This is a genomic window from Pseudomonas prosekii (assembly GCF_900105155.1).
GTDB lineage: Bacteria > Pseudomonadota > Gammaproteobacteria > Pseudomonadales > Pseudomonadaceae > Aquipseudomonas > Aquipseudomonas prosekii.
The window spans coordinates 4358253-4377688 of the sequence record NZ_LT629762.1; the positions used below are offsets into that span (position 1 = coordinate 4358253).

Consider the following 19436-nt stretch of genomic DNA (forward strand, 5'->3'; position numbering starts at 1 on the left):
TTCTGGAGTCCCGAATGCCCTGATTGTTAAACCTCAAAGCTCCGTGCGGAACTGAAACTTGAATTGGAAGTGGACCGCATCAGTGTCCGGTTTATCGATGGCCTTTGGCGGACGCTGCCGGAATCTTGAGAGACAACCGAGCTCCGACGCGATGAGACGGTGCTCCCGCTGTCGCGAGCAGGCCTCAATTGAGTGATTTTCTCCAGCATATTCATGGTGTTCCACGTAATGCCAATCAAGGTTTCGACCTCCAGTACCTGATCACGGAGTGCGGTCTGCGCCTTCAGGGTCACCACGTCCAGCAAACTTTGTTCGGCAATCAGTCTGTTGATAGTGGTGCTCATTTCACCGGCCAAGGCTTTGTTCGCAGCTTTTTCCTTGGTGCCTCTCCATTCGTCAACATAGCCACCGAGTACCGGCCCCAAAGCAGCTCCGACTACCGCAGCGGCGAGGGTTACACCGGTGTTGAGCATTGCAAAGTGACGGTTGAACCCTTGGGTCACATCGCGGGGCGGAATGGAGCCATCCCCTTCTGGATCCCAAGTTCCCGGCAGTGACCAACCGGGATTAAACACGGTCGCATTCACCGTGAGCTGTGCTGCAGCCGTGACAATGGTCGAAACGATCGCTGCGTTAGCGGGGCTCGAAGTCCCGATCGGAAGCAAAGCTACCCCGACTCTGGAGTTAACGGCTGCTAGCGCGAGGCGCTTGGCCTGTTGGCTCCACGATTCATCCGGTTCAGGCGGCATCTTGCCGGGAGGATTTTCTCCAGGGTTTAGTACTGGCTCAGAAAGGTCGGACAGGTTCACCATGCTGCCTGCGACGGAATGGGGGGGTGATGATGGTGCGGAGCTCATGGGAATTGAGAATTGTGATGGTGTTGGAGAGGCCGGGCGGATCATCCCGCCTTGGTCATCAACAAAGGTTATCGGGTTGTTTCCCATCATCCGATACAGATTCAAACCGTCGACGGTTCCCAATGGATCGGGATTGATCCACCTCGATAACCACGCAGCGCAATAGCGCATCCCATAGTAGTAAAGGCCACTGGCATCCATCTCCTTGCCGGAATAACGGATGGTTTTGTAATCAACTGCCACGGCCGAATGCGCTGTTAACCAGGCCGTACCGCCAAACGGGTAATAGCCCTCGTGGCTGACTATCCGAGCGTTTTGATCCAATTCCATCACACTGGAGCCCAAGTGATCGTCGAGGCTGTAGCGCAGCTGATCCTGGGCGATGCCGTCGGGCTTTTTGTTGACCCAGTGCAGACAACGCACGCTGCCTCTTCCACCCGGCAAGGTGATGACGTGCATTTGCTCGCCGTTGTCGCGGGTGCGAATTTCCAGCCCCGGCAAATAGATCACCTGATGAAAGTGGGGAAGGGTCGAGGCTTGCCATTCATGACGTTTGAACACCCGTACACCCTGGCTGTAGCGAAAGATTTCTCCGTCGTTGGAACCGTTTTTGCGTTCGAGCAATGTTGCGGATGCCAGTTGATCACGGCTGTTCCAGAGCAGAGGCCTTCCCGGGGACGCGGCCAGGAGATTGCCATGGCAGTCGAACAGGGTGTTGAAATCCGGGATGGGATCCGCTTCTTTCCAGCGCACACCACGGTTGCTGTTCGGGTCGATTGACATCTGGTGGGTGTAGCCGCCCACTGCACGCTCATGGACCACCCTGATCAAGTTATCGCTGTGGTCGTAGGTGAAAGTCTGTTTGTAATTGAGGTGGTTTTTCGGGTCGCTCGGCATCGGACGGCCCGGCAGGTCGGAACTCGGAGTGGCGTCATGGCCGGTGGCGCGAGTCAGCCGATACAGCGAGTCATAAGAGAACGTGCGGTGACCATCCATTAAATGGTTCTTGAAGTACACCGGTTTGAAGGCGAGGTCGTTGATGCGCAGTACGTTACCGACCCGGTCATAAACGTACTGAAGATGCTGGTGCAGGTCCTGCCGGGGTGCGCCGGCGGTCAACGTGTCGAGACGACCGTCGGCGTCATCGTAAGTCCAGGTGCTGACGATCTGGTTGCCGGCCAGTTGCTCGATGATCTGGCCGGCGGCGTTGTAGCGGGCGTATTCCAGAACGGGCTGCCAGGCGCCCCCGGGGTTGAGCCGCAGTTGTGAAGTGTTCAACTGCCCGGCGATGTCGTGGAACAACTGCCGTTGGTGATCACCGGCATCGGTCTCGGTGAGTACCATGCCAAGCGGGCTGTAGGTCCGGCTGCTGCTAAAGGTGCCGGCCTCGGTGACCGTTCGGCTTTCGCGCAGCGGTTGGCCGTGCCGGTTGAAGCTTGTGAACACCACATTGCCTGAGGCATCGACTTGCTCGATCAACTGGCCGCGCAAGTTGAGGCCCGGATCCGCCAGCGCAGAGGCGTAGGTAAGGGTTTCGACGTCCGGTTGATCGTTCTCTACAAGCGTGAGCACACGCAACCGGTTGTCGTAAGTGGTGCGCCAGTGGCTGCCGCGTTCATCCCAGCGCCGGAGTAGTTCACCGGCCAGCCCCGTGAGAATTGTCCGCACACCGGCGTCGACGCTGTCGACCTTGACCACTTGTCCGGCCAGACCGTAGACCGTGGCGAGGTTGGGTTTGGGAGCGTTGGCCAGTCGCGGGTCCCGTTGCTCCACCTGCCGCCCGATAACGTCATGGCGTAGTCGGGTAATGAGCGGCTCCACGGTGCCGCCTGCCTCATTGCGCAAGTAGGCAATCTGGCGCACTGGCAGACCTCGCGCATCATGGGACGCCACCGACGGTGTTTTCCAGTCGACAGTGCTCATGATCGCTTGTCCGCCGTGGAGTCTTTCGTGTCCGGCGCGACGTAGGTGTCATTGAAATCCAGCTTGGTGGTGTACCAGGGGTGGATTATTTCAAGCGCGATATCCGCTTTGGCGTTAATGATCTTGTTAAGGCGACCCAGCACATCGTAGAAACTCTTATCGTGATGGCCGAACTCCTTGAAGCACTCGTCATCGATGTAGCCGTAGGCGTTGGCGAAGTAGGGGCGATAGGTTCGTACCGGTAATTGCTTGTTGTTGTATTCCACGCGTTCGCTGATGCGCCAGCGCCGCTCGGCGTGCGCAACTTTTGGCTTGCCGTTTTCGATCACCAGTTTGCCGTTTTCCACGACATAGGCATCACCCGGTTCAACCCGTTGCTGGGTTTGCAAGGCGCGTCCAAAACCATCGACGATGTTCAGGATAATCCGGATCTGCGAGGGTTCTTCATCGTAATAGTCACGGTCGGCGCTTAAAGCGACGCTGTGCACCGGAATGCGCGGCACGCTGACGAGCAGGTCCCACAACGCTTGCTCTGCCGACGTCCGGGACTTGAGCCGGGCCAGGCGCAGGCGCGCACTGGCGCGTATGTGCTGGCTGTGCAACACGTAACCTTGTGTGATCCAGTCACTCAGCCACTCGGGTGTCTGCCGCACGGAGTCGGGTAACAGGCCCATCCAGCTGAACAGGTCCTTGCGAAAGGTGCTGGCCGCGTCTTGCAGCGCTTGCTTCGGGAATTCGATCGCCGTGGCGGGGCTGGCATCTTCAGGACGGTTGTATTTGTCGATGGGCAGGAATCCGGCGGGAATACCGTTTTCTGTTCCGTGATAAGTAACGGTGTGGGGACCTGATGGTCCGTTAAGGGCCTCTTCAACATTATCGTTGGCATCGGTGATGCGCAGCGGTTGCAGTGAGTGGTAGTCGTACTCGACGCGAGTGGTGCAGCCATCCGGCAGCTTGACGCTGAGGGACGCGAGAAAGTAATCGTCGTATGTCGCTTCGGTTACACCATGGCTCAGGGTTTCGTTGTATTTAATCACCCTGTAGAAGCGATCAAGGCCTGCATACTCGGCAAAGCGGTAGAGGGCGGACCACAGATTTCTCTGTTGGTCCTCTTCTTCGTCGGCCGCTTTGTCTGTGCCGAGGAACAGCTTCATAGGCAGATAACCAATCTTCTCAAGTTCTGCCCGGATATCGATCGCAGGCGTTACGTCGCCGTAGACCTCCAGCGCCTCCTTGTTCAGTTGAGCAATTTCCATCGGCCCTGCCAATGCCTCGAATTGCGCAGTGCCATCCGGCAACTCGCCATTGGTTGTAGAAACGTAGCGTTGCACAGATTGCGAGGTCAATACCCGTGCAGCGACCCAATGGGCTGATGTGAAGAGTTCGAGTAACCGTTCGTACGAAATCTCCTGGGGATCAAGGCCTGCGACGGTTGGCTTCTTGGGCAAAACAAGAGCATTACCGCGTTGCCGGTAGGGAAGACCGAGCCGCCAGCCTTGCAGGTCGGGCAAGTGAATGAACTCGGCGCGGGTTTCGCTCAAGTAGTAGGACTGCTGAGCCGGATCGTGGGCGTCAATCCACCATTTATCTTCATCGGGATCAACAAACGGTGACTTGTCCGCCTCCGTCAGGCGCCGGGCATAGCTGACGGCAATGCTGTGGGTCGTCAGCCCAAAGGTATCCCGACTCAAGTTGATGGCGTGGTGGCACAGCGGGTCGTCGATGTAGCGTTCGTAGTTGTAGGTGATGGTTTCCAGCAGCGAAGGCATCAGCACCGCGTAGGGGTAGTGTTCACCTCGCCCGCGCACTTCGCGCACGATGTATCGGGAGTGTTCCACCCGGTAGGGCGCTGCCGGGAACGGGTCAGCCTGCGCGTAGGTTTCCAATGTCAGCACTGCGCCGGCGAGGGAGCGTGCGATGGCATGGGCGGTGGTTTCATCCGCAGGTGCGATGAGCTCTTCGCACTCATCGTCAGGGTGATACCGACAAAAAAGCGTGCCGCCCAACGGGTGCGCCTTATCATCACGATCGAAGTAACCGTCGCGAGGCATGTCGATCTGTCTGCCAGTGTGAAACCAGGTGCACACCAGGGCCGGTGCGGTGAAGCTTTCGTCTTCATTCGAAGCGGTTTCGCTGTCGGTCTGGTGCAAACGGCCGAAGCCGCGGAATTCACGGTCAAGAGGGTCGTACCAGGCCTCGAAATAACTGAAAAACTGATTCAGGCAATTGCCGGTAATTTCATCCCGCTGGGTTTGTCGACTGACGACCTGCACCGCGAAGGGCAGGTAGCACACGGGAAGACGATTGAACTTGAGAATCCGTTGTTTTTCATCCAGCCATTCCTGCGCGGAACTGCGATACACCACCTCAGTGCTGCACCCCATGTTGTTGTTGCTGGCGGTCATCAGGTACGGCCTGGCGCTGACAAAGTCGTAGCGCCAGTGCTGCGGTTTCATATGCGTGAGGGTCAGGATCAGGCTGGGGCAGCCGAGCCCTTGCAGGTCGGCGAAGGTGACCTGGCACTGGTTGTCGTAACGCACGCCCTCGGGCCATGGGACAGTAATCGGATCTTTCGCAAACCCGTTGCCGCCTTGATTGAGGTAAATATGGAAGTGATCTGAGTTCAGATAGATAAGCGCAGGCGCGCCGGACCCGTTCAGGTCCGCGATGCGTACGCGCGCCGCATCGAACTTCGTGTACTCGAAGGTCGGGCCGCTGATGACGAAGCCTTTGCCAAACTTCCCATGCCCCAGGTTCGGCCAGCATTCGATCTTGTCGTGGCGAATGCGGTACAACTCGGTCATGTCGCTGCCCAGCAGATTGCCCACAAACACCAGTTCGCTGCGTGAGTTGCTGATCAATGGCAAGCGATCGTCTATCGGCGTATGAAGGACATCCTCGCCCTTGGCGAAGCCATCTTCACGCTGGCTGGTGTAAAGGCGAACCGCCTTGGGGCCGATCAGCGCGAGAGAGTCGAGGCCGGCGCCCGTGAAGTCACCCAGCTGCGCAAGAACGTTGAAAAACTCCACCGGGAACGCCGCGAACGGAATGAAGGCAGACCAGGTTTTGTCCGGGTTCAACTTATGGAAGCCGGCCATTCCAGGTACCGCGATCACCCAGTCCGGACGACCGTCGCCGGTCAGGTCCATCAGGGCCTGATGCGCTGGCTTGTTGCGGTCGGCCACCGGGATTTTGTCGAGTGCTGTCCACGGTCCATAGGTGATCTGATCGCCGCCGGCCTGATCACGCAACGGCTCCCGGTAGTACCAGCACTGGTCGTAGCGACACAGGAAACCTGGCAGGCCCTCGCCGAACAGGTCGACGCATTGATAGAACCGCCCGTCTTCGATACCCGGCATGTGGTCGAACGGGAAGAACGGTTTCGGCTGGGTATTGAGTTCGAACGGTGAATAGTCGAACTCCACCGGCGGCATGTTTTCCACGGCACCGCTGGCGTCATACGCCTGGTAGTGCGCCGCCCTGATTTGGCTGTAGGACCAGGGCGCTGTGCTCTCCGGGTATTCCAGCAGCAAGCGGCGGACCAGCACAGGCTTGTCACCCAGTTGCGCAAAATTGTGAAACATCAGCACTTGCCGGCAGAGGCGTCGAGTGCCGACTTCGAAGCCGTGGCCATAGGTCGAGAAGGGGTCGTGCCGGGATAGCCAGGGCTTGAGCGTCGCGCCGTCATAGACAGGTTTTTCAGTCAGGTCCAGCGTGCGTTCGCCATAGTCGAATACCAGGTGAAAGAGCCATGAAGGCTCTGGTGCCTGGGGTATTTCCCAGCCGTACAAATCAGCGCATGCCGCAAGGTTGCCATATAGCACCCTATGCAAATATCGCTGTGCCCGGTAGTCATGCGGGGCTGGGGTCTCGGACGGATCTTCAGTCTTGTATTCGTAACAGATGTGCTCGCCGCGAACATTCATGCTCTCCTGCAGCAACCAGGAGGCAATCCGTTTCGAATCTTGCGGGTCAGCCTTGCGCGCGGTCTCGACTTTGCCGAAAAGGTGCAGACTGCCGTCAGCCCCGTGTACCAGCCAAAAGCCGTCAGGGTTGGCGGCGCAGCGCCAGCATTCGACCAGGTCGAACGTGGTTTCTACCCGGGGAAAGTACCGCGTAACCGTGTGCGGACCGATGGGCAAACCCCGGTATTGGGTCTCGTCTCTGGATTTGATCTTGCCTTCGCGGTCGCGCTCAGCCATCAGTGCTTCGCCTGACGGGCTGAGGAACACGTCATCGTCGGTATAACGCGGCACGCCTTTATCGGTCTGGCGGGTAATGGCGCTGAGGCTTAAATTCCATCCGATGCCAAATGGCCCGTTACCCGACTGGCTGCTGTAGCTCAGCGTGAGCTGAGGATCAAAGCCGCGGCCGGGCGAAGAAGGCAGAGGCAATGCAAATGAAGCGGCGCCCGTCGCGCCCACCTTGCCCCAGCTTTTGCCGATGGTGGCGATCGATGCGCTCTTGGCGATCGAGGGTTCAATGATGCTCAGGGACGCTTGGTCTTCCATGGGGCTGATCCTGTTTTTGAGCTTGGCGCTCGCCCGCGGCAAACGGTGTCGCTGGATGGATCAGACGCTAACAAGAAGGGCACAGGACGTAACCTGTCAGATCTGACAGGTCGCAAGGATTTCTTAGATCAAATGTAATTAAGCGAGATGCTTTTATTCCGTTGGCAATACTCATGGGCAAAAAAAGGCCGGGGCGTCGCTAAGACGTCCCGGCCTTTTCATGTCAGCTGAAGCGCTTACTGCACTTCTACTGCCAGGCTTTCACTGATCTTTTTCTGCCAGATCGCAGGACCGGTGATGTGAACCGACTCGCCCTTGCTGTCGACCGCAACGGTCACCGGCATGTCTTTGACGTCGAACTCGTAGATCGCTTCCATGCCCAGTTCGGCAAACGCCACGACGCGGGATTTCTTGATTGCTTGCGCCACCAGGTAAGCCGCACCGCCGACTGCCATCAGGTACACGGCTTTGTGGTCCTTGATCGCTTCGATCGCGGTCGGGCCGCGCTCGGACTTGCCGATCATGCCCAACAGGCCGGTTTGTTCGAGGATCTGCCGGGTGAACTTGTCCATCCGCGTTGCGGTGGTCGGGCCAGCCGGGCCAACCACTTCTTCGCGCACCGGATCAACCGGGCCGACGTAGTAGATGAAGCGACCCTTGAGGTCCACCGGCAAGGTTTCACCCTTATTCAGCATCTCGACCATGCGCTTGTGCGCGGCGTCGCGACCGGTGAGCATCTTGCCGTTGAGCAACACGGTTTCGCCCGGCTTCCAGCTCTGCACTTCTTCCGGGGTCAGCGTGTCGAGGTTGACCCGACGCGCCGACGGACCTGCTTCCCAGACGATTTCCGGGTAGGCGTCGAGCGGTGGCGCTTCCAGCGAGGCCGGGCCGGAACCGTCGAGCACGAAGTGCGCGTGACGGGTGGCGGCGCAGTTGGGGATCATGCACACCGGCAACGAAGCGGCGTGGGTCGGGTAATCCATGATTTTCACGTCGAGCACGGTGGTCAGGCCACCGAGGCCCTGGGCGCCGATGCCCAGTTGGTTGACCTTCTCGAACAGCTCCAGGCGCATCTCTTCGATACGGTTGGACGGGCCGCGCTTTTTCAGCTCGTGGATGTCGATGGATTCCATCAACACTTCCTTGGCCATCACCGCAGCTTTCTCGGCGGTGCCGCCGATGCCGATACCGAGCATGCCCGGTGGGCACCAGCCGGCGCCCATGGTCGGCACGGTTTTCAACACCCAGTCGACGATCGAGTCGGACGGGTTGAGCATGGCCATTTTCGATTTGTTCTCGGAGCCGCCGCCCTTGGCCGCCACGTCCACTTCCACGGTGTTACCCGGGACGATGGAGTAGTGGATAACGGCCGGGGTGTTGTCCTTGGTGTTTCTGCGCGCACCTGCCGGGTCGGCGAGGATCGAGGCGCGCAAGACGTTTTCCGGCAGGTTGTACGCTTGGCGCACGCCTTGGTTGATCATGTCGTCCAGGCTCATGGTGGCGCCATCCCAGCGCACGTCCATGCCCACACGCACGAAGACCGTGACGATGCCGGTGTCCTGGCAGATCGGGCGGTGGCCGGTGGCGCACATCCGCGAGTTGATCAGAATCTGCGCCATCGAGTCACGCGCCGCTGGCGATTCTTCGCGCAGGTAGGCTTCGTGCATCGCCTGAATGAAATCAACGGGGTGGTAATAAGAAATGAACTGCAGGGCGTCGGCAACGCTCTGTATCAGGTCGTCTTGCTTGATCACGGTCATGAGTCGCGCTCCTCTAAAAGACGGGAACATTCAATAAGGTGCTTGCAGCTTGGGTGCTTCGGTCGGTTGCAAGCACCTTTACAAGGCACGCCGGGGCAGCAGGCGCGACGCTAAAAAGGCGCGGCAGTATAACGCGCCTCGGTAGCAGACACACATTGGCTTTTGGTCGGACATGGAACTGTGGCGAGGGGGCTTGCTGTGGCGAGGGGGCTTGCCCCCGTTGGAGTGCGAAGCACTCCCCCAGCACTCCCCAGCATTTCCCGCATACACACCGCTTCGCTGAATCTGCCGGCCGCTGCGCAACCGAACGAGGGCAAGCCCCCTCGCCACACGGAGTTCCAGATCTGCAGTAGCCGCAAATATTGAACATAAGGGCCATGCTTTTGACGCCAGTTTTCCGCCCTGAAAATTGGTTGGTCATTTACCGGTCGCGCCACTAAAGTGGCACACGGCCTGTAGAGTAGGACACTCTTTCAGCTTCTTTTTTCTGGTGAGTCAACGATTGACCCATAACGCCATTCAGCGCCTGTTACTTAAACGTTTTGCCCTCGCGGCCGGCACCTATGCCCTCGCATTGCTGCTGCTGTGGCTGGCGTTTTTCACCGGTCACTACGCGGCGCCTCTGGCCAGCGTGGTGATCGGCAGTGCGTTGGTGGTCGCCAGCCAGGCGGCCCTGTTTGCGGTTTTCTACAGCGGCTACAACCTGCGCCACGCCGACCCGAGCCTGACCGAACTCCAGGTATTGCTGGGCCTGGGTTGGCAAACCTGGCTGATCTTCCATCTCGACGACGCGCGCGGTGCGTTCCTCGTCTTCTACATCCTGATCCTGCTGTTCGGCCTGTTTCACCTGTCGCGCCGAGCGTTTGTGCGTTGCGCGTTACTGGTGTTTTTCAGTTTCAGCGCGATCACGTTGTGGGAGGGCTACCAATTCCAGTTGGCCGACCCGGCGTTGGCGCTGTTGCAGGTGTGCGTGCTGTTTATCGTGCTGGTGTGGCTGGTGCTTTACGCCCGCTACGTCCAGGCCTCGCGCCAGTTGATGCGGCAACGGCGTTTCGCGTTGCAGGCGCATCAGGACACGTTGCGCGGGATGATGCGCCAACTCGAAGACCTAGTCGCCACCGATGAATTGACCGGATTGTTCAACCGTCGGCACTTCCTGCGCCTCGCCACGCGCGAGCTCAACGCGATGGACAGTGGCGTGGTCCACGGTCTGGCGCTGATCGATCTCGACCACTTCAAACGTATCAACGACGTACACGGCCACGCTGCCGGCGATCAGGTGCTGCAAGCCTTTGCCGGTGTGGCCACGGCGTGCCTGCGCAACGGCGACGTATTGGCCCGTTACGGCGGCGAAGAATTTGTGGTGTTGCTGCCCGATTGCGACGCCGAGCGCCTGACCTCGTGTTGCGAGCGTTTGCGCATTGCCTTCACCGATGTCGAACTGTTTGGCCTCGACGTCAGCAACCTCAGCCTCAGCGCCGGCATGACCTTGCTGGAACTCGGCGACGACCTCGACGAAGCCCTGCAACGCGCCGATCAGGCGTTGTACCGGGCCAAGCGCGATGGGCGCAATCGGTGCGCGGCGGCGTGGGAGAACGTCGATGCCTGAGGTGCGGGTCGGCGAGCGCCAGTGGTCAGTGGCGGCGGGCAGCAACTTGCTCGATGCCTTGAACCAGAACGGCGTCGCCGTGCCCTACAGCTGCCGCGCCGGCAGTTGTCATGCGTGCCTGGTGCAATGCGTGCAAGGCCTGCCCAACGACAGCCGCCCGGATGCCTTGAGCGCCGAGCAACGTCAGCAAGGCTGGCGCCTGGCCTGTCAGTGTTCGGTGGTCGAAGACTTGCAGGTCCACACCTTCGACCCGCAACGCGACGGTCGCCCGGCGCAAGTCGCCGCTGTCGATTGGCTGACGGACAACGTCTTGCGTCTGCGTCTGATCACCCAACGACCGCTGCGCTACGGCGCCGGCCAGCATCTGGTGTTGTGGGCCGGCAACGTTGCGCGTCCGTATTCGCTGGCGAGCCTGCCGGAAGAGGACCGTTTTCTCGAGTTTCACCTCGATTGCCGCCAGCCCGGCGAATTCAGCACCGCCGCGCGCCAGTTGCAGATCGGCGACAGCCTGCGCCTCGGTGAACTGCGCGGCGGCGCCCTGCATTACGACGCCGACTGGCACACCCGGCCACTGTGGCTGCTGGCCGCCGGCACCGGTTTGGCGCCGCTGTTCGGCGTCTTGCGTGAGGCGTTGCGCCAGGATCACCAAGGCGCCATCCGCGTCATTCACCTGGCGCATGACGCGCACGAGCATTACCTGGCCAAACCCCTGCAAGCCATGGCCGAGGGCCGCGACAACCTCACGGTGGAGCTCTGGACCCCGGCCGAGTTGCCGCAGGCGTTGGCGCAACTGCGGCTTGTTTCGCGGCAAACCCTGGCCTTACTCTGCGGAGCCCCCGACAGCGTCGACGCCTTCGCCCGGCGCCTGTACTTGGCGGGACTGCCGCGCAATCAACTGCTGGCCGACGTGTTTGTTCCCCGTGGTTGAGCGCTGATCGTTTAACCACGCGAGACTTGCCATGCCAGATGCCATCCACGTTGAACGCGAGCGCGGTCTGCTGACCCTGCGCCTCAATCGTCCGGACAAGAAAAACGCCCTGACTCGCGCCATGTACGCGCAACTGGCCGAAGCGCTGAGCGAGGCTGAACAGAGTCCTGAGATCAACGCGGTGCTGATCACCGGATCCGCCGAGTGCTTCACCGCCGGCAACGACATTGCCGACTTCATTCAACAACCGCCGAGCAACCTCGACAGCCCGGTGTTTCATTTCATGCTCAGCCTGCTCGACTGCCGCAAACCGGTGATCGCCGCCGTGGCCGGTGCGGCGGTGGGTATCGGCACGACGTTGTTGTTGCATTGCGATCTGGTCTACGTCAGCCGCGATGCGCGCTTGCGTATGCCGTTCGTGAACCTGGGGTTGTGCCCGGAGTTCGGCTCCAGCCTGATTCTGCCGCGCTTGCTCGGGCATGCGAAAGCGGCGGAGTTGTTGCTGTTGGGCGAAGGCTTCAGCGGTGAACAAGCGGCGGCGTGGGGCATTGCCACAGAAGCGTTGGGCAGTGGCGAAGCGGCGTTGGCCAAGGCGCGGGAGGTGGCATTGCGTTTTGAAGCGTTGCCGGCCGAGGCGGTGCGCATCAGCAAGCAATTGATGAAAGCCCCGGATCGCGAACTGCTGCGCAAGGTGATCGAGGAGGAGGGCGCGTTGTTTACCGAACGGCTGCGTTCGCCCGAAGCGGTGGCGGCGTTGTCGGGGTTTATCAACCGGCGTTAGATCTGTGTTGGCTGGGCGGGCGCCATCGCGAGCAGGCTCACTCCTACAGTTGGAATGCGTTCCCCTGTAGGAGTGAGCCTGCTCGCGATGGGTCCAGCTTCAGGCAACACATATGCTGGCCCAGAAACCAAAAAGCCCCGCCATTCACATGGCGGGGCTTTTATCTTTCAGCAACCGGTCAATCAGACCATTGGGTCGCCAACGTGCAGGATCTTCATGCCGTTGGTGCCGCCGATGGTGTGGTAGCTGTCGCCTTTGGTCAGGATCACCCAGTCGCCTTTTTCCACAACGCCACGCTTGAGCAGCTCGTCGATTGCAGCCTGGCTGACTTGCTCAGGCGGCAGCGATGCCGGGTCGAACGGTACGGTGTAGACGCCACGGAACATGGCGGCGCGCGCCTGGGTTTCGCGGTGCGGGGAGAACGCGTAGATCGGCACGGAGGAACGGATACGCGACATGATCAACGGCGTGTAGCCACTTTCGGTCAGGGCGATGATCGCTTTCACACCCGGGAAGTGGTTGGCGGTGTACATCGCCGCAAGGGCGATGGACTGGTCGCAGCTTTCGAAGACCTTGCCGATACGGTGGCTGGAGGTCTTGCTGGTCGGGTGCTTTTCAGCGCCGACGCAGATGCGCGCCATGGCCTGCACGGCTTCCAGCGGATACAGACCGGCAGCACTTTCCGCCGAGAGCATCACGGCGTCGGTGTAGTCGAGCACGGCGTTGGCCACGTCGGACACTTCGGCGCGAGTCGGCATCGGGTTCTGGATCATCGACTCCATCATCTGCGTGGCGACGATCACCGCTTTGTTGTGGCGACGTGCGTGCAGGATGATTTTCTTCTGGATGCCCACCAGCTCGGCATCGCCGATTTCCACACCGAGGTCACCACGGGCAACCATCACCGCGTCGGAGGCTTTGATCAGTGCATCGAGGGTGTCGTCGTCGGCGACGGCTTCGGCGCGTTCGATCTTCGCTACCAGCCAGGCAGTACCGCCGGCCTCGTCGCGCAATTGACGGGCGTATTCCATGTCGGCGGCGTCGCGCGGGAAGGACACGGCGAGGTAGTCGACTTCCATTTCGGCGGCGAGCTTGATGTCGGCCTTGTCTTTTTCAGTCAGGGCTGGCGCCGTCAGGCCACCGCCGCGACGGTTGATGCCTTTGTGGTCGGACAGCGGACCGCCGATCAGCACGGTGCAATTGAGTTCGGTGGCGGTGGCGGTATCAACGCGCATGACCACGCGGCCGTCGTCGAGCAGCAGCTCGTCGCCCACGCCACAATCCTTGACCAGGTCCGGGTAGTCGATGCCGACCACTTGCTGGTTGCCTTCGGTCAGCGGGTGCGCGGTGGAGAAGGTGAACTGGTCACCGATCTTCAGCTCGATCTTCTTGCCGGCGAATTTGGCGATACGGATTTTCGGGCCTTGCAGGTCGCCGAGCAGGGCGACGAAGCGACCGTGCTTGGCAGCGAGGTCACGCACCAGCTTCGCGCGAGCCTTGTGCTCGTCGGGGGTGCCGTGGGAGAAGTTCAGGCGGGCGACGTCCAGGCCAGCCAGAATCAGCTGTTCGAGAACTTCCGGCGAGTTACTGGCGGGGCCAAGGGTAGCGACGATTTTGGTGCGACGGACGGACATGCATAGACTCCTGAGTTCAAGCGCTGAGTGAGGCTACTATGGTCTTGGGCTGTAGTCATTGTTCGGGTGCACTACTTTTTTTTCAGATCTTTGTTTTTCGCAGATCTTTGTTATTCGCTTTTTTCTTAAAAGAACATTCCTGAAGAATTTGCGTAACAGGTCGATACAGAGCTCAAGACAGGAGAACCCTCATGCGATTTGCGCTCATTGCCGTCCTTGCCCTCGCTACCCTCAGCGTTACGGGCTGCACCCGTTGGTCGATGAACCATCATTTGAATAATGCCTACAGCGCCTATGACCGCGGCAATTGCGAGCAGGTGATGCTCGAACTGTCCAAAGTCGATCGCGCCAGCCGTGCGCGGCCGTATGTGCGACCGGAAGTGTCGATGATGCGCGGCCAATGCCTGGAACGGCAGAAACTGTTCATCGACGCGGCGCAGACTTACCAGTACATCATCGCCGCCTACCCGCAGAGCGAATACGCCTACCGGGCCCGCGCGCGTCTGGAAACCCTGGCTTCGCTGGGTCATTACCCGACACGCAGCGCCGCGGCCGTGGTGCGTCCGACCCGCTTCTGATGATAGAAATCATCCAAAGCCTGGCCGAGTGCAGAGGGTGAGCTATAGTCGAATAAATCGGATTAGAGCCTTGTCTCTAACCCGATGTGACACCTGCGACTGGCAGAAGTAATTGGCAGCGGTCTGCATAGGCCGTTGCACCGGAAGCAAGGAGAGCGCGCCGCTGTTGCTCCATGAAGGCTCGTTCCGAAGCATTAGTGCGGCTCTGCTTAAGAGCCTTGCGTAGCGAATTCAGCATGTTTACCGAGCGCCGTATCGAGCGGCATCAACTGCCGTATTTTCTCAGAGTGTTCAACAGCGTCACCGACAAGCCCATCGGTTTTCTGGGCAATGTCTCCGCAGACGGGCTGATGTTGATCAGTCAACTGCCGATGATGATTGGCGCTGACTTCGACTTGCGTCTGAAGATTCCCGCCAGCGACGGTTGCATGCAGGTCATCGACTTGCGCGCGAGTTGCCTCTGGTGCCACGAAGACGCCACACCCCACCACTATGACGCCGGGTTCAGCCTGCAACAGGCCCCGCCGGAATACGCACAACTGGTGAGCGCGTTGCAGCAGTACTTCAGTTTTCAGCCATTGCCGGCGTCTGCCTGAATCTGGCGGTGCCTGCAATGTTGCTTTCGCCAGCAGGCGCACTCCCACGGTGGAATGCGTTCCCTGTAGGAGTGAGCCTGCTCGCGAAGGCGCCTGCCTGAATTCCAGATCTGCCACACAGGTCAGTCGGCCGGAAGGCCCTGAAAATCGGCGCATCCGAAGCTGCGCGGCGCTCAACTACCTGACGTTCAGGATGGGGGATAGGGACATCCCGACCGTCGGGTGAGCCAGTGCGATTTTCATCAGCCTTCCGGGCGACTACACCTGGCCGCTGCCAATGCGCAGCGACGCCGACCAACTTACGGGCCAGCCATAAAGCGCACAAGCCAGCCGATTCCGGCGAGTGTGTAGGCAAAGGCGCAAGGCTTTGTAGGCATTGAAACTTCGGAAAATTGTGTAAGACCATTCGTCAGAACTGTCAGTTTTTACAGGTAGAAAAAAATAGGGAATTCTTTTTAACTGACCTGAGCAACCACACTGCCAGACATGAATGCCACTGTGCGGATTTAGGCCATCCATTAACCATATAAGGTGCCAAATAATGACCTGCGATGACGATAAAAACTCATCTGATATTGATGCGGCGGTCGAGAATGTTACTTCAGCTAATGACATCATTTTTCAAAGTTACCAACAGGCTAAAGCCTCAGGCGCTGTGCAAATTGAGGACATAGTTGTGCGTTACGATAATTACAAGGCCGAGTTGACGGTATCGTATTGGTGGGGCAATGACGGAGCACTATTATACGGGTACAGCATGCAGTACAGGGTCACATCGAATGGCCGGACTTCCGGTGATCTTACCTTCGGCGTAAACGGAGATAGCGGACAGGTTTGGAAAAGACTGCTCACCCAAAACGCCATACAGGATGGGGAATGGCATGATATTGCTAGCGGTGGTTGGGTAGGCAGTCCGCTTAAAACCGGAAGTCTTTATTTCAAGTATATATTCGACAGGGGTAATACTTGGGACCCCGCAGCAGAAGCCTGGTTGAAGGTAGATTATAAAAATACGCTGGCTGAAAAAGAGATCCCATAATTCCTCTGGTTTAAAACCATCATCTTTTCAAATGGAAAGGTTGCAGGCCTACCCACCAGGGAAGTTTAAAATGTCTGTCCAAGAAGAACCTACCGTTGCCGCACCGACTATTACAATTCCGGCCAATAACGCTAACGTCAGGAATGGCGAAATCGATGTGTCGGGGACTACCTCTTCGCAAGGTCTTATTATTGCGCGTCTATATACCCAGTCTGGTTCAGCTGCTATTGCGCAAGGGCAGGGCGTGCAGACGGGCAGCCTGTGGACCGCGCGCCTGCCAGGTGCTTTTGCGCCTGGTCAATACAGAATCGAGGTCGCCCAAGGAGAGACGCGCAGGATCCACGTCACGCTGAGGGTCACTCCCGTGGTGATCACCAGGCCGTCGTCCGGCGACGCCATAACAAGTCCGTTTACCATTAGCGGGACGGGGGGCGAATATTTGGTGGGTGCAGTCTCTGTGCATAACGCCATTGGCAACGCGCAAATAGGAACAGGGGTAATCCGGGCCAACGGAGATTGGACGGCAGCCGTAGAATTGCCCAGTGATGCACAGTCGTTAACGCTGTATGCCAAACAAAAGATTGGTCCTCATTTTTCTCCCAACTCAAACTCGATCACGGTATCCCACTTACCGCAAGTGCCTCAGATCAGTAGCCCCGCCGCCGATTCCTTGCAAGCCCCAACCTTTGAAGTTCAGGGGACATTGGGCGTTGTGGGGGCGGTGGTGATTGTTGTGGATTCAGCTGATAAGGAAGTCGGCAGATCCACTGCGCTGACGACTGCCGGGAGTTGGACCTGCTCCGTCACCGTGCCTTCCGGGCGAGCAGTGCTGCGCGCGAAGCAGATACGTGGCGGTCACACGTCGTTGCCAAGTTCATCTCGCGCCTTCCGGATCAGGCCACCTGAGCCGGTTATTCTCGGCCCGGCTGCCAATTCGAATCAGCCCACTACATTCAACTTGACCGGCAACATGGGCATGATCGGCGCAACCCTGGTTGTCATGAATGACGGTGGCTCAACCGAAGTGGGGCGCACGGCGGCGCTCACCGGGCCGAACTGGCAGTGCTCAGTCACGGTTGCAGTCGGTTTGGTAACGCTGGTGGCCAAGCAATTGCTCGGAGAAGAATCCCTGGGCAGTGTCGGGCGTCCTTACAAAGTCGCGCCACCGGCATTGACCAAGGTCGACATGCTTTATCCCGCACCCAATTCAGTGAAATTTTCCGGGGGCGGGCATAACGGTGCGCTGGTTGAAATCCGCATCGTCAGTGGCCCGAGCGGGGCAATAGTTCCTCCGGCCAAGGAAGTAAAAGGCGGTGTCTGGGAAATGACGGCGACGGGCTGGCCACTCGGCACCTACCAGCTCACTGCTTTTCAAAAAATCAGCATTCCCGGTAACGCATGGATCGAATCCCCGCACTTCGCTTTCACCAGTACGATCGCCGTGCCTGACCCGACCGACATCAAATATACGGTTGCCGATTACACCCCGACTTTTTCCGGACGAGGCGTGACTGGCGCCACCATCCTGATCAAAAAGCAGGGTGGGGCTGAAGCGGCGCCTGACGCCACTGTTCGTGACAGTCAATGGACAAGCAAATCGGCACAGGTCTGGGGGCCGATGCTTAGTCAAAATGTCGACCTGAAACAGCAAATCAATGGGCAGTCGTCGGCCAACTGGATTCGACTCATCGTCACTATCGCGCCGCTGGCGCCGGTGATCACTGCAGTCACCCCAAACGGACTTTCGCCTGACATCACCGGCACCTGCTGGCCGGGCGCCGTGGTTGATCTGGTTTACAGCGATAGCCCTGTGGTGCACAAACCCGTTCAAACCAATGGCAACTGGGCGTTCCGGCGCACCGAGCCGTTTGCATACGGCGTGCGCCATACGGTAACGGTGACGCAATTGGCGGGCGGCCAGCAGTCGCCTTCCGCGTCGTCGACCTTCGACGTACAACCGCAAGTGCCGACCCCGCTGATTACTGAGCCGTTATCCGAGTCGCAGGTGGGCCGCGACCTGAAAGTCAAAGGGACGCAGGGGATGGCGGGGGCCACCATGCAATTGCGCGATGCCGCGCGAGACGTCCCGTTGGGCGCGCCGCTGAATCTGCTCAGCGCTGGCGACTGGGAGATCGAGCTCAAGGGCCTGGAATTTCGCGCTTACACCATCGATGCGCAACAGACGTTCCAGACTTACCCATCCCTGCGTAGCGAATATCGGGGTTTTACCGTGGCGCTGATGCCGCCGCTCTTCACGGTACCGACACCTGAGGCAGATCTGCCCCGAACCGCCACGCTGTCCGGCACGGGAATCGCCAATGGGCGGATATTCGTCTGGCTGGACGGTGAGCGCGACTTTTTGCTGGAGGACGTCGTGATCGGCTTTGATGGCCGATGGCAAGGGCAGATAACGTTGCCAGTCGGGGTTACCACCCTGCGCGCGCGGCAAACATTCGTTGACGCCAACGGCAAACTGCAGACATCCAGCGACAGCCCCGCGCTGGTCTTCAACATCGTGCCGGCCGCGCCGTTTATCGAAACACCCGTCAAGAACCAGCACGTTGGCTACAACACGGTGGTTTCCGGTTTCGGTTATCCGGGCGATCGGGTCACGGTTTCACTGACCGATGCGACACGCACGGTACTCGGCACCGCGACGGTGCTGGAGGATCGAAGCTGGTCGGTCAAGTCAACGTTTGACCAGCCTGGTGATCGCTATGACCTGGTCGCCGTGGCCTCAAGTGGCGGGTTCGATTCGGCGCGTTCTGCCGCAGTGTCGGTGAATCTGGGGCGTTACTTGCCGAGCATCGCCACACCGACGGCGGGGCAGTGGGTGAGCGAGCCGCTGACATTTGCCGGCCTGGGCCGCGCCGGCACCGGCCAATTGGTGAGTTGGTACAACCCCGAACACGTGTGGGCGGCCAATCTGCCGGTCACTGGGACGGGCTGGCGAGTCGTGCCAACGCAACCGCTGCCCGCCGGTGCCAACTGGTGTCGGTTCAAACAGACGATCAGCGACGGATCGGACCGTTCGACGGCGTCCGATTGGGTGGAGAGCGAGAGGTTCGAGCTCATCAAGCCTGCCTCGCAATGATCTGAATTTACCGGTGCGCAGCCGCGTTTACTGTCATTTATGACAGTAGACGTCGGTTAGCGCATGCGCGCAGATTCTAACCCCACACGCTAAATCCGAGCCGTTTGTGCCTCTTCGGCGCCGCCA

General features: G+C 59.4%; 11 protein-coding genes. 7 read left to right on the forward strand and 4 right to left on the reverse strand.

Annotation, left to right across the window (positions count from 1 at the left end; all coding sequences use genetic code 11):
- Positions 1-26: 26 nt before the first annotated feature.
- The 3 genes from BLU01_RS19895 to BLU01_RS19905 all read right to left on the reverse strand — a co-directional run bounded on the left by BLU01_RS19895 (position 27) and on the right by BLU01_RS19905 (position 9051).
- A complete protein-coding gene (locus tag BLU01_RS19895) occupies positions 27-2780 on the reverse strand; it encodes an RHS repeat domain-containing protein (protein WP_231987095.1) in 2754 nt (917 codons plus the stop codon).
- Positions 2777-7291 (reverse strand): SpvB/TcaC N-terminal domain-containing protein, encoded by a 4515-nt coding sequence (locus tag BLU01_RS19900; protein ID WP_092278736.1) that lies wholly within the window; start codon positions 7289-7291, stop codon positions 2777-2779. Before BLU01_RS19900 ends, BLU01_RS19895 begins: the two co-directional genes overlap by 4 nt.
- A 236-nt stretch (positions 7292-7527) precedes the next feature.
- Entirely contained in the window at positions 7528-9051 is a 1524-nt protein-coding gene (locus BLU01_RS19905; RefSeq protein WP_092278738.1) for a fumarate hydratase, read from the reverse strand.
- 502 nt (positions 9052-9553) lie between these two features.
- Here BLU01_RS19905 and BLU01_RS19910 point away from each other — a divergent pair.
- From BLU01_RS19910 to BLU01_RS19920, 3 genes are read left to right on the forward strand one after another with little or no spacing between them, the layout of a single operon-like run.
- Entirely contained in the window at positions 9554-10660 is a 1107-nt protein-coding gene (locus tag BLU01_RS19910; RefSeq protein WP_092278740.1) for a GGDEF domain-containing protein, read from the forward strand.
- Positions 10653-11588, forward strand: coding sequence for an iron-sulfur-binding ferredoxin reductase (locus BLU01_RS19915; protein ID WP_092278742.1), 936 nt, complete (start codon positions 10653-10655; stop codon positions 11586-11588). Before BLU01_RS19910 ends, BLU01_RS19915 begins: the two co-directional genes overlap by 8 nt.
- A gap of 31 nt (positions 11589-11619) precedes the next feature.
- Entirely contained in the window at positions 11620-12369 is a 750-nt protein-coding gene (locus tag BLU01_RS19920; RefSeq protein ID WP_092278744.1) for an enoyl-CoA hydratase-related protein, read from the forward strand.
- Positions 12370-12551: 182 nt separating this feature from the next.
- Here BLU01_RS19920 and pyk read toward each other — a convergent pair whose 3' ends face one another.
- The gene (pyk, locus tag BLU01_RS19925; RefSeq protein WP_092278746.1) at positions 12552-14003 is read right to left on the reverse strand and encodes a pyruvate kinase; all 1452 of its coding nucleotides are present in this window, start codon (positions 14001-14003) and stop codon (positions 12552-12554) included.
- 191 nt (positions 14004-14194) lie between these two features.
- Here pyk and BLU01_RS19930 point away from each other — a divergent pair, with 191 nt between their 5' ends.
- From BLU01_RS19930 to BLU01_RS19945, 4 genes are all read left to right on the forward strand, one after another.
- A complete protein-coding gene (locus BLU01_RS19930) occupies positions 14195-14581 on the forward strand; it encodes a tetratricopeptide repeat protein (protein WP_092278748.1) in 387 nt (128 codons plus the stop codon).
- A gap of 236 nt (positions 14582-14817) precedes the next feature.
- Complete coding sequence (locus BLU01_RS19935) at positions 14818-15177, forward strand: PilZ domain-containing protein (protein WP_092278750.1); 360 nt, start codon at positions 14818-14820, stop codon at positions 15175-15177.
- 541 nt (positions 15178-15718) lie between these two features.
- Positions 15719-16216 (forward strand): hypothetical protein, encoded by a 498-nt coding sequence (locus BLU01_RS19940; protein WP_092278752.1) that lies wholly within the window; start codon positions 15719-15721, stop codon positions 16214-16216.
- 70 nt (positions 16217-16286) lie between these two features.
- On the forward strand, positions 16287-19310 hold the full coding sequence (locus tag BLU01_RS19945) for a hypothetical protein (protein ID WP_157720175.1): 3024 nt from the start codon (positions 16287-16289) through the stop codon (positions 19308-19310).
- Positions 19311-19436 lie beyond the last annotated feature (126 nt).

What these genes read in the sequence shown, in the direction of transcription:
- BLU01_RS19905 (WP_092278738.1), bottom strand. Translation starts at nt 9,051, where the DNA reads ATGACCGTGATCAAGCAAGACGACCTGATACAGAGCGTTGCCGACGCC.
- BLU01_RS19935 (WP_092278750.1), top strand. Translation starts at nt 14,818, where the DNA reads ATGTTTACCGAGCGCCGTATCGAGCGGCATCAACTGCCGTATTTTCTC.
- BLU01_RS19915 (WP_092278742.1), top strand. Translation starts at nt 10,653, where the DNA reads ATGCCTGAGGTGCGGGTCGGCGAGCGCCAGTGGTCAGTGGCGGCGGGC.
- BLU01_RS19920 (WP_092278744.1), top strand. Translation starts at nt 11,620, where the DNA reads ATGCCAGATGCCATCCACGTTGAACGCGAGCGCGGTCTGCTGACCCTG.
- pyk (WP_092278746.1), bottom strand. Translation starts at nt 14,003, where the DNA reads ATGTCCGTCCGTCGCACCAAAATCGTCGCTACCCTTGGCCCCGCCAGT.
- BLU01_RS19895 (WP_231987095.1), bottom strand. Translation starts at nt 2,780, where the DNA reads ATGAGCACTGTCGACTGGAAAACACCGTCGGTGGCGTCCCATGATGCG.
- BLU01_RS19940 (WP_092278752.1), top strand. Translation starts at nt 15,719, where the DNA reads ATGACCTGCGATGACGATAAAAACTCATCTGATATTGATGCGGCGGTC.
- BLU01_RS19945 (WP_157720175.1), top strand. Translation starts at nt 16,287, where the DNA reads ATGTCTGTCCAAGAAGAACCTACCGTTGCCGCACCGACTATTACAATT.
- BLU01_RS19930 (WP_092278748.1), top strand. Translation starts at nt 14,195, where the DNA reads ATGCGATTTGCGCTCATTGCCGTCCTTGCCCTCGCTACCCTCAGCGTT.
- BLU01_RS19900 (WP_092278736.1), bottom strand. Translation starts at nt 7,291, where the DNA reads ATGGAAGACCAAGCGTCCCTGAGCATCATTGAACCCTCGATCGCCAAG.